The sequence below is a fragment of the Amycolatopsis sp. NPDC049159 genome, from assembly GCF_040648295.1.
Lineage (GTDB): Bacteria > Actinomycetota > Actinomycetes > Mycobacteriales > Pseudonocardiaceae > Amycolatopsis > Amycolatopsis pretoriensis_A.
Window position 1 is genome coordinate 156,642 of sequence record NZ_JBEZDL010000002.1, and the last position, 12,130, is coordinate 168,771.

The following is a 12,130-nucleotide window of genomic DNA, read 5'->3' on the forward strand; positions in this document are numbered from 1 at the left end:
TTTTGGCTTGTGAAGAACGAGGAGTGAGCTGAGTGGCGAGGGCGCCGAAGGTTCCCCCGGCGGAGCTGCCTCCCGAGGAGCGCTACAAGAAGGCCAAGGAGATCTGTTACGACCTCCTGGCCGTGCGTGCGCGGACTCAGGAGGAGCTCCGGCAGGCTTTGCGCCGCAAGGGGTTCGACGAGGAGACCAGCGAGACCCTGCTCGGCAAGCTCGACCGGGCGGGGTTGGTGAACGACGCCGAGTTCGCGGAGCTGTGGGTCAAGTCCCGGCACGAGACCCAGGGCCTGTCCCGCACCGCGCTGATGGCCGAGTTGCGGCGCAAGGGCGTCGACGACGAGGTCGCGGCGCAGGCGGCGGGCGAGGTCGACCGCGAGTCCGAGGAGCAGATGGCCAGGGAACTGGTCCGCAAGCGCCTCGGCTCGCTGGGCAACGTCGACGAACAGACGGCGTTGCGGCGGCTGCTCGGCTTCCTGGCCCGCAAGGGCTACCCGCAGGGGCTGGCGTACAGCGTCATCAAGGAGGAACTCCGCGAGTACGGCGCGGAGTCCACCCTCCTCGACGACGCCTTCATCGACTGACGGTTTCGGGCGCCGGTGCGCGGACCACCGGCACCCGGCGGTCGGAGCGGTGCTTGCGGACCGCGAGCAAAAGCAGTGCGAGCAGCCCCATCGCGGCGCACGTGACCACGGCCGTCAGCAGCAGGAACTCGTTCAGCTGCCCGGCCGCCAGGTACGCGCCCAGTGCCACCGCCACCAGCGCGCACACCGCGCGGTCCACAATGGACTCCATGGACAGCAGGGTCGCGCGGTAGCGGGAGTCCGGGATGGAGTCGTTCAGCAGCTGCTTCTGCACCGGGAAGGCGATGCCGGTCGCCACCGCGAAGACGCACAGCAGCACCACCGCCGGGAAGGGCCCCGCCCAGACCAGCAGGCCGAGGCACGACGCCATCACGATCGTCAGCGTGAACACCGAGCCCACCGGGCCGATCGCGCGGCGGAGGCGGTGGGGGCGGGCCGCGCCGAGTGCTTCGAAGACCGTCATCGCGGCCAGGACGGCGCCGTACCAGTTCACCGAGAGCGACTTCGACTCCAGGATCGGCTGGAACAGGTTCACCTGGCAGATCCGGACGAGGGTGAACATCGCGATGCCCTGCACCATCAGCAAAGCCAGCCACCGGGACGACCGCAGCGCGGCCACCGCGCCGCCGACGCCCGACAGCAGCGACGCCGTCTTGCCGGAGGTACGACGGCCGCCGGGGATCGGCGGGAGCTTGCAGGCGAACGCCAGTGCCACGGCCGCGTTGATCGCCGTCAGCCAGTACGGGGAAGGGAGGTTCCACGTCATCAGCAGGCCGATCACCGGCCAGTACACGATCTTGCCGACCAGGCTGTACGCGCGGCCGACACCCTCGACGCGGAGGTAGTGCTCTCCTTCGCCGTGGGCGTGCAGGTACTCGTACAGGTACGCGCTTTGCGCGCCGGACACGAGCGAGCGGGCCAGGGCGATCAGGATGAAGTGCAGCAGGAACCCGGGGTACGAGCCCAGGAACACCGGCACCAGGTTCGCCACCACCAGCACGCCGGCGCCCGCCGTCAGCGAGGTGCGGTAGTCGAAGCGGTCGGCGATCAGGCCCGTCGGGATCTCCAGCAGGCAGAACACGACGTAGTAGATGCTCTGGATGCCGAAGATCTCGCTGTCGGAGAGTCCGACGAGCTTCTGGTACTGGTAGAAGATCGGCACCCACAGCAGCAGGCCGAAGAAGAACTGGAACCCGTAGGTCAGCCGGACGGCGCGCTGGACGGCCGGTTTCGCGGGCAGGCGAAAGCCCAGCATGGTGGTGTCTCCTGGAGGATCAAACGGAATACGGACGCAGCTGCACGATGTGGATGTGGTCGCGGTCGGCGAGCCACTCGACGTCCACCGGCGAATCGAACGTGTAGTCGGGCGAGAAGTGGCCCTGCAGCAGGCGACCGGCGACGGCGAGCCGTTGCAGCTGCGCGTGGGCGGCTTCGTCGAGGTCCTCGGGCGCGTCGCCCAGCGACACCGTGCGGCCGCCGCCCTCGACCGTCGAATACAGGTACTGCATCGGCAGGACCGAGCCCTCGACGACGTCGGTGACCCGGGGCGACACGTTGACGTAGACCGTGCGGAAGTCCGCGCGGTTCATCGGGTTCGTCGTCACCAGCACGCCGCCGAAGTCGGCCGTGACCTGCTCCTGGATCACGACACCCATGTAGCAGTCGTCGAGGGAGATCCCGGCCTGGCGGCGCAGGCGGACGCTGCGCACCGACACCAGCGACGCCCAGACCTCCTTGACGCTGGCGAAGATCCGCTCGGCGGTGGTGACGTGGTTGAGCGACTCGTAGATCCCGGCGGCCGAGAACCCGGCGAGGTCTTCGGCGTTCGACGAACTGCGCACGACGAACGCGCGCACGCCGGCCAGCTGGGACACCAGCGCGGAGTCGATCTCGCCGGCCAGCGCGCCGGGCATGCGGGCCGACCGGATCAGCGTCTGCAGCTCGACGCACAGCGGCTCGATCTCCCGCGCGTCCAGCTCCAGGGCCATCTTCAGCTTGCCGATGGCCTGCTGGATCCGCGGCGACGACTCCAGGAACCGCCGCTGCAGCGAGAACGGCAGGGCGATCCCGCGGGGGACGCGCACGCGCTCGTCGAGCAGCCGGCGGGCCGCGACGGTCAGGTCGGCGACCGCGGGGCTGGTGGCGGAGTCGGCACCCGCGAACCGATCCGGCGCCGCGGGCTGGTCGGCACCCGCGAACCGGTCCTCAGCCGCGAACCGGCCCGGCGCCGCGGGCTGGTCGGCACCCGCGAACCGGTCCTCAACCGCGAACCGCCCCGGAGCCGCGGGCTCGGCGCGGTGGTCGGACGCCGTCGGACCGGTGGGGAGGTCCAGCAGCCGGGCCAGGTACGGCAGCAGGTTCTCCCTCGGCGGGCGCGGCACCTGGTAGAAGCCGAGCAGCCGCTGGGAGCCGCGTGCCAGCACGTGGTGCAGCTCGCCGAGGTTGGCCGCCTTGGTGCCGTAGCGGTGGCGGTCGGCCGCGCGCAGGCGGGCCAGGTTCACGATCGGGCTGTGGTCGGCTTCCGGCTGCTCCAGCGTGACGCGCTGGGCGTACCAGCTCGGCGGCGTCGCGGCGGGCGGCTCGGGGATCTCGCGCAGGGAGAGCGCCTGGGTGTCCACCGTGTACTCGACCCACTTGCCGTCGAGGCCGCGGCGCTCGATCTCGGCGAGGGCGCCGAGCTGGACCGCGTTCGGGATCTGCCAGCCGGTCGCCAGCACGTTGGTGTGCGACAGCGGCGTCGTGTGGCGGGCGTTGATGATGCCCGACAGCCGCGGGACGTCGTCGGGGACGCGGTCCATCACGATGATGTCCGTCCAGTCCAGCGTCGCCGCCCGGTACTCGGCCTCGGTGCGGAACGCGCGCAGCCGGCCGGTGGCCGTGCCGGGGTTCAGTGCCACGAACGGCGCCGTCGAGAACAGCTCGTGCGCGAAGACGCGGGGCAGCTCGGCCGCCGGGATCTCCCGGACGATCCGTTCCTGCAGCTGGTTGGCCGGCTTGAACACCAGCGGCAGCGCCGGGTCGACGTGCTCGGCGACGAAGGCGTGGAACTCGCGGATCAGCGCGGACGGCATCGTGTCGACCTCGACCGTCTCCAGCGAAAGCATCTGCGGGTGCCGGGCCAGAATGCCGAGCAGGAACCGGCGATCCGGCCCGTGGTAGAAAGCCTGGTTGTAGGAGTCGATCTCCGCGCGCACCCGTTCCCCGGGGACGCCGAGGATCTCTTCGCCGATATAGATCGCGTGAAAGGAATGCCGCGCGTCGTTCAGGAAGTGGATCACCGACTTTTCCCGGTCCACCACGACCTTCACGAAGGAATAGCCGCCGAGGGTGCCGCCCAGCTGGTGGAGGGCGGACAGCGAAAGGCGTTCGCCGACCAGTGCGGCGACGTTCTCGGGGGCAGGACTGGGGGCGACCACATCGGTCAGGGACACCGGATCTCCTCGCTCGAAACAGCGAGGGTGAACGATAACAGGCCGGTAAATCACCCACCGGCGACGGGAATGCGCCATTCAGCGGAATTCATGACCGCCGCCACACCCGCTCGGAGCACCGTTCCAGAGTGCTGGAACGGTGCTCCCGGAATGCGGACGCGCATTCCGCCGTTCGGGCGCGGGTGCCGACGCGGGGTGATCTCCGCTACAGCTTCGCGGCCTCCGCGGCCAGCTTCTCGATCGTCGCGGGTTCGAGCGACGCCGTCAGCCACGAACCGCCGATGCAGCCGACGTTCGGCAGCGCCAGGTACGAAGGCGCGGACGCCACCGTGATCCCGCCGGTCGGGCAGAACTTCAGCGACGGCAACGGGCCCGCGATCGACTTCAGGTACGCGACGCCGCCGGACGCCTCCGCCGGGAAGAACTTCAGCGCCGAAAGCCCGCGCTCGGCCAGCCGCATCGCCTCGGACACGGTGCTCGCGCCGGGCAGGAACGGCAGCCCGGTCTCGAAGCACGCGTCGACGACCGCGTCGGTGCAGCCCGGCGTCACGAGGAACTTCGCGCCGGCGTCGGCGGCCTGCTTCGCGTGCTCCGGCGCGGTGACGGTGCCGGCGCCGATGACGATGTCCGGCACCTCGGCGGCGACGCGCTCGATGGCCGACAGCGCCGCCGGGGTGCGCAGGGTCAGCTCGATGACCCCGATCCCGCCGGCGAGCAGGGCCCGGGCCGTGGGCACCGCGTCGGCGGCGTCGTCGATCACCACGACGGGCATCACGGGGGACAGCGCGAGCAGGTCCTGACCGGTGGTCACTGACCGACCTCCTGGATTTCCAGAGTGTGCGTGGGCATTCCGAAGTGCTCCGGCGTCAAGGGCCCGAACACCGAAGCGCCCTGGTCAGCGGGGCCGACGGCACGGCGCAACGCGGCGAACAGCTCTCGGCCGGTGCCGGTCCAGGATGCTTCGGACGGCGGTCCGTCCACAAGCTCACGGCGGGCGAGTTCTTCGTCACCGGTGAGCACGTCGAGCGAACCGGCGGCGGCGTCCAGCCGGACGACGTCGCCGTCGGCGATGCGCGCGATCGGGCCGCCCGCCGCGGCTTCCGGCGTCACCTGGATGGCGGCCGGGATCTTGCCCGAAGCGCCCGACATGCGGCCGTCGGTGAGCAACGCCACCCGGTGCCCGCGGTCCATCAGCACGCCCAGCGCCGGGGTCAGGCCGTGCAGCTCCGGCATGCCGTTGGCCCGCGGACCCTGCTGCCGGATCACCACGACGACGTCGCGGTCGAGCTCACCGGCCTGGAACGCGGCCGTGAACGCCTCCTGCGTGGTGAACACCCGGGCCGGCGCCTCGACGACCCGGTGCTCCGGCGCCACCGCCGACACCTTGACCACCGCGCGGCCGAGGTTGCCTTCGACCATCCTCAGCCCGCCGTCCGCGGCGAAGGGGCGCCACACCGGGCGCAGCACCTCTTCGTCGAGGCTGCGGGTCGGCACGTCGCGCCAGACCAGCTCACCGTCGGACAGGATCGGCTCGGCGCGGTAGCGGTGCAGCCCGAACCCGGCGACCGTGTGCACGTCCTCGTGCAGCAGGCCCGCGTCGAGCAGCGTGCCGACCAGGAACTGGATGCCGCCGGCGGCGTGGAAGTGGTTGATGTCCGCGCTGCCGTTCGGGTACACCCGCGCCAGCAGCGGCACGATCGCCGAGAGGTCGGAGAAGTCGTCCCAGGTCAGCTGGATGCCCGCGGCGGCGGCGATCGCGACCAGGTGCATCGTGTGGTTGGTCGAGCCGCCGGTGGCGAGCAGCGCGATGACGCCGTTGACGAACGCCTTCTCGTCGAGGATCCGCGAGACCGGCGTGTACTCCTCGCCGCGCGAGATCGCGACGGCCCGGCGTCCGGCCTCCTCGGTGAGCGCCCGGCGCAGGGGAGAACCCGGCTGGACGAAGCTGGCGCCGGGCAGGTGCAGGCCCATCACCTCGACGACCATCTGGTTCGAGTTGGCGGTGCCGTAGAACGTGCACGTGCCGGCCGAGTGGTACGACGCCGCTTCGGCGTCGAGGAGGTCTTCGCGGGTCGCGAGCCCCTCCGCGTAGAGCTGCCGGACGCGCGCCTTCTCCTTGTTCGGCAGGCCGGAGTTCATCGGGCCGGCCGGGACCAGCAGCGCCGGCAGGTGCCCGAACGACAGGGCGCCGATCAGCAGGCCGGGCACGATCTTGTCGCAGACGCCCAGCAGCAGGCTTGCGTCGAACATGTCGTGCGACAGCGCGATCGCCGTCGACATCGCGATGACTTCGCGGCTGAACAGGGACAGCTCCATGCCGGCGCGGCCCTGGGTGATGCCGTCGCACATGGCCGGGACGCCGCCGGCGAACTGGGCGACGCCGCCCGCTTCGCGCACGGACTTCTTCAGCCAGGCCGGGTACTCCTGCATCGGCTGGTGCGCCGAAAGCATGTCGTTGTAGGACGAGACGATCGCGACGCCGGGGGCGCGCGCGGCCCGCAGGGCGGCCTTGTCGACGCCGTCCATCGCGGCGAACCCGTGGGCCAGGTTGCTGCACGCGAGACCGCGGCGGACCGGGCCTTCTTCGTGCGCGGCGGCCATGCGGGCGAGGTAGGCGCCGCGGGTCGCGGCACTGCGGCTCGCGATGCGCTCGGTGACGTCGGCGACGACTCGGTGCAGCTTCGTGGTGGGGGCGGGGCTCATGTCCGGCTCCGGATCACTGGTGTGTGGTGGTCCGCGGGACGGCAACGCTGACGCCTCAGGGTCGTGACCCTGGCCACACTACCTCGGGAAAACACCGAATCAAAATCGATTCAGAAGATCGACCCGCGTGACCCTGATCACCCCGCGAACCGTTAGTGTGCTAGTTGTCACACTGCACGACGCGCGGCAAAGCCGTAGGGGCGAACGCTCGCCCGGCCGGTTCCCTGTCGGCCCCACCACCACGGGAGGCATGATGTCCACCTCCGAGATCGCCGAGCTGCGGCGAACCATCGGCCAGCTCCGGCAGTGCGTCGGCGCACTGCGCTCTCGTTACGGCGACGCTTCGGCGGTGCGCCGGCTCGCGAACGACGTGGAGCGCCTCGACATCGACATCGCGGACCTCGACGGCACGCCCTTGGCCGTGCCCGCGCAGGCGAAGGCCGCCGAGCGTGTCCCGGTACCCGACACCCCCTACGACCCGGCGCTCTGGCACGGCGCCGATGACGAAGGCGTCGGCGGCTACAAGCGCGACCAGCGGTGAGCGCACCGGCTGACAACGGCGTCGGCACCGGCGTCCGGTCCCCGAAGCGGGCCCGGATCGCCGAGCGCACCCTCCGCACGGACCGGTGGTGGCTCCAGCCGCTGCTGACCGTGCTCGGACTGTCGGCGTTCATCATCTACGCGACGGTCCGCTCGTTCGTGCGCACCGCGTACTGGGTGCCCGAATACCACTACCTGACGCCGTTCTACTCGCCCTGCCTGTCCACGTCCTGCGTCGAGGGCTCGAGCCACTTCGGCCACTGGTTCGGCGACCTGCCGGGGTTCATCCCGCTCGGCTTCGTCGTGCTGCCGTTCCTGCTCGGGTTCCGCCTGACCTGCTACTACTACCGCAAGGCCTACTACCGGGCGGTGTGGTTCTCCCCGCCCGCGTGCGCCGTCGCGGAACCGAAGGCGAAGTACACCGGCGAGACGCGCCTGCCGCTGATCATCCAGAACGTCCACCGCTACTTCTTCTACGTCGCGCTGGTCGTCTCACTGATCAACACCTACGACGCGATCACCGCGTTCCACGGGAAGACCGGCGGCTTCGGCTTCGGGCTGGGCAACATCGTCCTGCTGGCCAACGTCGTCCTGCTCTGGGCCTACACGCTTTCCTGCCACTCGTGCCGGCACGTCACCGGGGGCAGGCTGAAGCACTTCTCCAAGCACCCGGTGCGGTACTGGATCTGGACCAAGGTCTCGAAACTCAACACCCGCCACATGGCGCTGGCCTGGACGACGCTCGGCACGCTGGTGCTGACCGACTTCTACGTCATGCTCGTGGCCAGCCGGACGATCTCCGACCTGAGATTCGTGAACTAGCGTCCGCCCCTCCCGACAACGACGTCCCCATTTCCGAGGTGGAATTCCTACATGACCGAGGTCGAACGGCACAGCTACGACGTGGTGGTGATCGGTGCCGGTGGTGCCGGCCTGCGCGCGGTGATCGAAGCCAGAGAACGCGGCTTCCGCGTGGCGGTCGTGTGCAAGTCCCTGTTCGGCAAGGCGCACACGGTGATGGCCGAGGGCGGCTGCGCGGCGTCGATGGGCAACGCGAACTCGAACGACAACTGGCAGGTCCACTTCCGCGACACCATGCGCGGCGGGAAGTTCCTCAACAACTGGCGGATGGCCGAGCTGCACGCCAAGGAGGCGCCGGACCGCGTCTGGGAGCTCGAGACCTACGGCGCCCTGTTCGACCGCACCGCGGACGGGCGGATCAGCCAGCGCAACTTCGGCGGGCACACGTACCCGCGGCTCGCGCACGTCGGTGACCGCACCGGGCTCGAGCTGATCCGCACGATGCAGCAGAAGATCGTTTCGCTGCAGCAGGAGGACTTCAAGGAGACCGGCGACTACGAGGCGAAGATCAAGGTCTTCGCCGAGTGCACGGTCACCGAGCTGCTCACCACCGACGGGAAGATCGCCGGCGCGTTCGGCTACTGGCGCGAGAGCGGGCGGTTCATCCTCTTCGAGGCGCCCGCGGTCGTGCTCGCCACCGGCGGCATCGGCAAGTCGTTCAAGGTGACGTCGAACTCGTGGGAGTACACCGGCGACGGCCACGCGCTGGCCCTGCGCGCGGGCGCGAAGCTGATCAACATGGAGTTCGTCCAGTTCCACCCGACCGGGATGGTCTGGCCGCCGAGCGTCAAGGGCATCCTCGTCACCGAAGGCGTGCGCGGGGACGGCGGCGTGCTCAAGAACTCCGAGGGCAAGCGGTTCATGTTCGAGTACGTGCCGGACGTCTTCAAGGGCCAGTACGCGGAAAGCGAAGACGAAGCCGACCGCTGGTACACCGACCAGGAGAGCAACCGCCGCACGCCGGACCTGCTGCCCCGCGACGAGGTCGCCCGCGCGATCAACTCCGAGGTCAAGGAGAACCGCGGGTCCCCGCACGGCGGCGTCTTCCTCGACATCGCGAGCCGGCTGCCGGCCGAGGAGATCAAGAAGCGGCTGCCCTCGATGTACCACCAGTTCAAGGAACTGGCGGACGTCGACATCACGGCCGAGCCGATGGAGGTCGGCCCGACCTGCCACTACGTCATGGGCGGCATCGAGGTCGACCCGGACACGGCCGGGGCGAGCGTGCCCGGCCTGTTCGCCGCCGGCGAGTGCTCGGGCGGCATGCACGGGTCCAACCGGCTCGGCGGCAACTCGCTGTCGGACCTGCTGGTGTTCGGCCGCCGCGCGGGGCTCGGCGCGGCCGAGTACGTGGACGGCCTCGGTGACCGGCCGGCCGTCGCGCAGTCCGATGTGGACGCCGCGGCGAAGATGGCGCTCGCGCCGTTCGACCCGCCCGCGGGTGCGTCGGCCGAGAACCCGTACACCCTGCACACCGAACTGCAGCAGTCGATGAACGACCTGGTCGGCATCATCCGCAAGGCCGGCGAAATCGAGCAGGCGCTGGAGAAGCTGGGCGAGCTGCGGCAGCGGATCCTGCGCGTCACGGTCGAAGGGCACCGGCAGTTCAACCCCGGCTGGCACCTCGCGATCGACCTGCGCAACATGCTGATGGTCAGCGAGTGCGTCGCGAAGGCCGCGCTGACACGGACCGAGAGCCGCGGCGGGCACACGCGCGACGACTTCCCGGGTATGGACGCCGAGTGGCGGCACAAGCTGCTGGTGTGCTCGGCTTCGGACGGGGACAACCCGGTCGTCCCGGACATCGGCGTCGAAGTGAAGGAGCAGGTGCCGCTGCGGCAGGACCTGCTGGAGCTGTTCGAATTCGGCGAACTCGGGAAGTACTACACCGACGACGAGCTCGAAGCGCACCCCGGGAGCAAAGCATGAGCTACAAGGCGAGTTTCCGGGTGTGGCGCGGCGACGACACCGGCGGCGGGTTGCAGGACTTCACGGTGGAGGTGAACGAGGGCGAGGTCGTCCTCGACATCATCCACCGGCTGCAGGCCACCCAGGCGTCGGACCTCGCGGTGCGCTGGAACTGCAAGGCGGGCAAGTGCGGCTCGTGCTCGGCGGAGATCAACGGCAAGCCGCGGCTGCTGTGCATGACGCGGATGTCGACGTTCACCGAGGAAGAGGTGATCACGGTGACGCCGATGCGGACGTTCCCGGTGATCCGCGACCTCGTCACCGACGTGTCCTTCAACTACACGAAGGCGCGGGAGATCCCGTCGTTCACCCCGCCCGCGGACCTCAAGCCCGGTGAGTACCGGATGCAGCAGGTGGACGTCGAGCGCTCGCAGGAGTTCCGCAAGTGCATCGAGTGCTTCCTGTGCCAGAACACCTGCCACGTGGTGCGCGACCACGAGGAGAACAAGGAAGCCTTCGCCGGGCCGCGGTACCTGATGCGCATCGCGGAGCTGGAGATGCACCCGCTCGACGTCGCGGACCGGCGTGACGCGGCCCAAGAGGAGCACGGCCTCGGCTACTGCAACATCACCAAGTGCTGCAGCGAGGTCTGCCCGGAAGGCATCCACATCACCGACAACGCGCTCATCCCGATGAAGGAGCGCGTCGCGGACCGCAAGTACGACCCGATCGTCTGGCTGGGCAACAAGCTGTTCCGCCGCGACAAGTGAGGTGACCCGCCTGGCATGGTGGGGGCATGGAGATCGTGTCCCCACCGCCGTCCGGCCTCGCTTCGACCGGGGAGATCGCCGCCGCTTCGCACCGAGCCGGCCTCGCCGAGGACTACCCGCACCTCGCGCCTTCGCTCGCGACGCCGTGCGACTTCCTGATCTACCGCAAGGACCTGGCGTGACGCTGCTCGCCGGGGCGCACGTCTTCGACCCCGAAACCGGCGACGTCGTCCGGGCCGACGTCCGGCTCGACGGGGCCCGGATCGCCGAGGTCGGCCCGGGCCTCGACGGCGACGGGCGTGTCGACTGCTCGGGCGGGTTGCTGATCCCCGGGCTCATCGACTGCCACGTGCACGTCGCCTTCCCGCGGCCCGAGCCGTTGCCGCGCAGCGCGCGGATCCTCGAAGCCGTGCCGGTGCTGCGCGGCTTGCTGGCGCGCGGGATCACCACGGTGCGGGACGCCTGGGGTGCCGACGCCGGGTTCAAGCACGCGCTGCGCGAAGGCTGGATCGACGGGCCCGACCTGCTGGTCAGCCTCCGCCAGCTGTCGCCGACCGGCGGCCTCGGCGACAGCTGGGACCCGCCCGCGGGCACGGTCGACAACTTCGGTGACCCGTCCTTGCCGGACCCGGTGTTCGACGGGCCCGACGCGGCCCGGGCGGCCGTCCGCCGCATGGTGCGCGCCGGCGCCGACTGGATCAAGGTCGGCGCCGGCGGCGCCCTGCGGGCCGTGCGCGAGGGCACGGACGTCCGGCCGGCCGACGACGAGCTCACCGCCCTGGTCGACGAGGCCCGCCGCACCGGCCGGGACGTCCTGGCCCACGCGCACACCGCCGAGTCGGTCACCTCGGCGGCCCGCGCCGGTGCCCGCAGCATCGAGCACGGCATGTTCCTCGACGACGACGCCGTGGCCGCACTGGCGAACGCCTGGTACGTGCCGACGCTCTCGCCGATCAGCGACAGCGAGTTCGCCGAAACGCACCGCGGTTCGCTCCGCCTCGCGGCGGAAGCGGGCATCCCGATCGCCGCCGGTTCGGACCTCGCTCCCCGTCCCCATGTCGACTTGACGACCGAGCTCCGCCTCCTGGCCGCGGTGCTCGGCCCCGCGGACGCCTTGAAGGCGGCGACCGCCGAGGCCGCCCGCCTGCTGCGGCTGGAGCACGACCGAGGCCGGCTCGAGGTGGGGTTGCGTGCCGACGTGGTGCTGCTCGACGGCACGGACCTGGACGTGACCGACCTGCCCACCCGGATCCGGGCGGTCTGGCACGACGGCAACCGGGTCGGCTAAGTGTTCTGTCCAGGGGAGGTCGCGACCGTGGCGACAGGTGATCGGATGCTC

The 12,130-nt window shown here is 70.4% G+C and carries 11 protein-coding genes; 7 read left to right on the forward strand and 4 right to left on the reverse strand.

Annotated features, from left to right (window positions below; genetic code table 11):
- Nucleotides 1-32 precede the first annotated feature (32 nt).
- Complete coding sequence (locus tag AB0B33_RS03975) at nucleotides 33-578, forward strand: regulatory protein RecX (RefSeq protein ID WP_247012290.1); 546 nt, start codon at nucleotides 33-35, stop codon at nucleotides 576-578.
- Here the strand turns inward: AB0B33_RS03975 and AB0B33_RS03980 are convergent.
- The 4 genes from AB0B33_RS03980 to edd all read right to left on the reverse strand — a co-directional run bounded on the left by AB0B33_RS03980 (nucleotide 568) and on the right by edd (nucleotide 6,712).
- Nucleotides 568-1,833, reverse strand: coding sequence for an MFS transporter (locus tag AB0B33_RS03980; RefSeq protein ID WP_360766532.1), 1,266 nt, complete (start codon nucleotides 1,831-1,833; stop codon nucleotides 568-570). The genes AB0B33_RS03975 and AB0B33_RS03980 overlap by 11 nt on opposite strands.
- 19 nt (nucleotides 1,834-1,852) lie before the next feature.
- Nucleotides 1,853-4,009, reverse strand: coding sequence for a PEP/pyruvate-binding domain-containing protein (locus AB0B33_RS03985; protein ID WP_360766534.1), 2,157 nt, complete (start codon nucleotides 4,007-4,009; stop codon nucleotides 1,853-1,855).
- A 205-nt stretch (nucleotides 4,010-4,214) separates the two neighbouring features.
- Entirely contained in the window at nucleotides 4,215-4,820 is a 606-nt protein-coding gene (gene eda / locus AB0B33_RS03990) for a bifunctional 4-hydroxy-2-oxoglutarate aldolase/2-dehydro-3-deoxy-phosphogluconate aldolase (protein ID WP_247012284.1), read from the reverse strand.
- On the reverse strand, nucleotides 4,817-6,712 hold the full coding sequence (gene edd / locus AB0B33_RS03995) for a phosphogluconate dehydratase (RefSeq protein ID WP_247012282.1): 1,896 nt from the start codon (nucleotides 6,710-6,712) through the stop codon (nucleotides 4,817-4,819). Before edd ends, eda begins: the two co-directional genes overlap by 4 nt.
- 253 nt (nucleotides 6,713-6,965) lie before the next feature.
- On the opposite strand from edd, the gene AB0B33_RS04000 reads away from it, so the two are divergent.
- From AB0B33_RS04000 to AB0B33_RS04025, 6 genes are read left to right on the forward strand one after another with little or no spacing between them, the layout of a single operon-like run.
- Nucleotides 6,966-7,253 (forward strand): hypothetical protein, encoded by a 288-nt coding sequence (locus AB0B33_RS04000; RefSeq protein WP_360767430.1) that lies wholly within the window; start codon nucleotides 6,966-6,968, stop codon nucleotides 7,251-7,253.
- Complete coding sequence (locus tag AB0B33_RS04005) at nucleotides 7,250-8,074, forward strand: hypothetical protein (protein ID WP_360766539.1); 825 nt, start codon at nucleotides 7,250-7,252, stop codon at nucleotides 8,072-8,074. Before AB0B33_RS04000 ends, AB0B33_RS04005 begins: the two co-directional genes overlap by 4 nt.
- A 51-nt stretch (nucleotides 8,075-8,125) precedes the next feature.
- Nucleotides 8,126-10,042, forward strand: a complete 1,917-nt coding sequence (locus AB0B33_RS04010; protein WP_360766542.1) for a fumarate reductase/succinate dehydrogenase flavoprotein subunit — start codon at nucleotides 8,126-8,128, stop codon at nucleotides 10,040-10,042.
- Entirely contained in the window at nucleotides 10,039-10,791 is a 753-nt protein-coding gene (locus AB0B33_RS04015; protein ID WP_247012277.1) for a succinate dehydrogenase/fumarate reductase iron-sulfur subunit, read from the forward strand. The genes AB0B33_RS04010 and AB0B33_RS04015 overlap by 4 nt, the downstream gene beginning before the upstream one ends.
- Nucleotides 10,792-10,817: 26 nt before the next feature.
- Nucleotides 10,818-10,973, forward strand: coding sequence for a hypothetical protein (locus AB0B33_RS04020; RefSeq protein WP_360766545.1), 156 nt, complete (start codon nucleotides 10,818-10,820; stop codon nucleotides 10,971-10,973).
- On the forward strand, nucleotides 10,970-12,079 hold the full coding sequence (locus AB0B33_RS04025; protein ID WP_360766547.1) for an amidohydrolase family protein: 1,110 nt from the start codon (nucleotides 10,970-10,972) through the stop codon (nucleotides 12,077-12,079). Before AB0B33_RS04020 ends, AB0B33_RS04025 begins: the two co-directional genes overlap by 4 nt.
- Nucleotides 12,080-12,130: the final 51 nt, after the last annotated feature.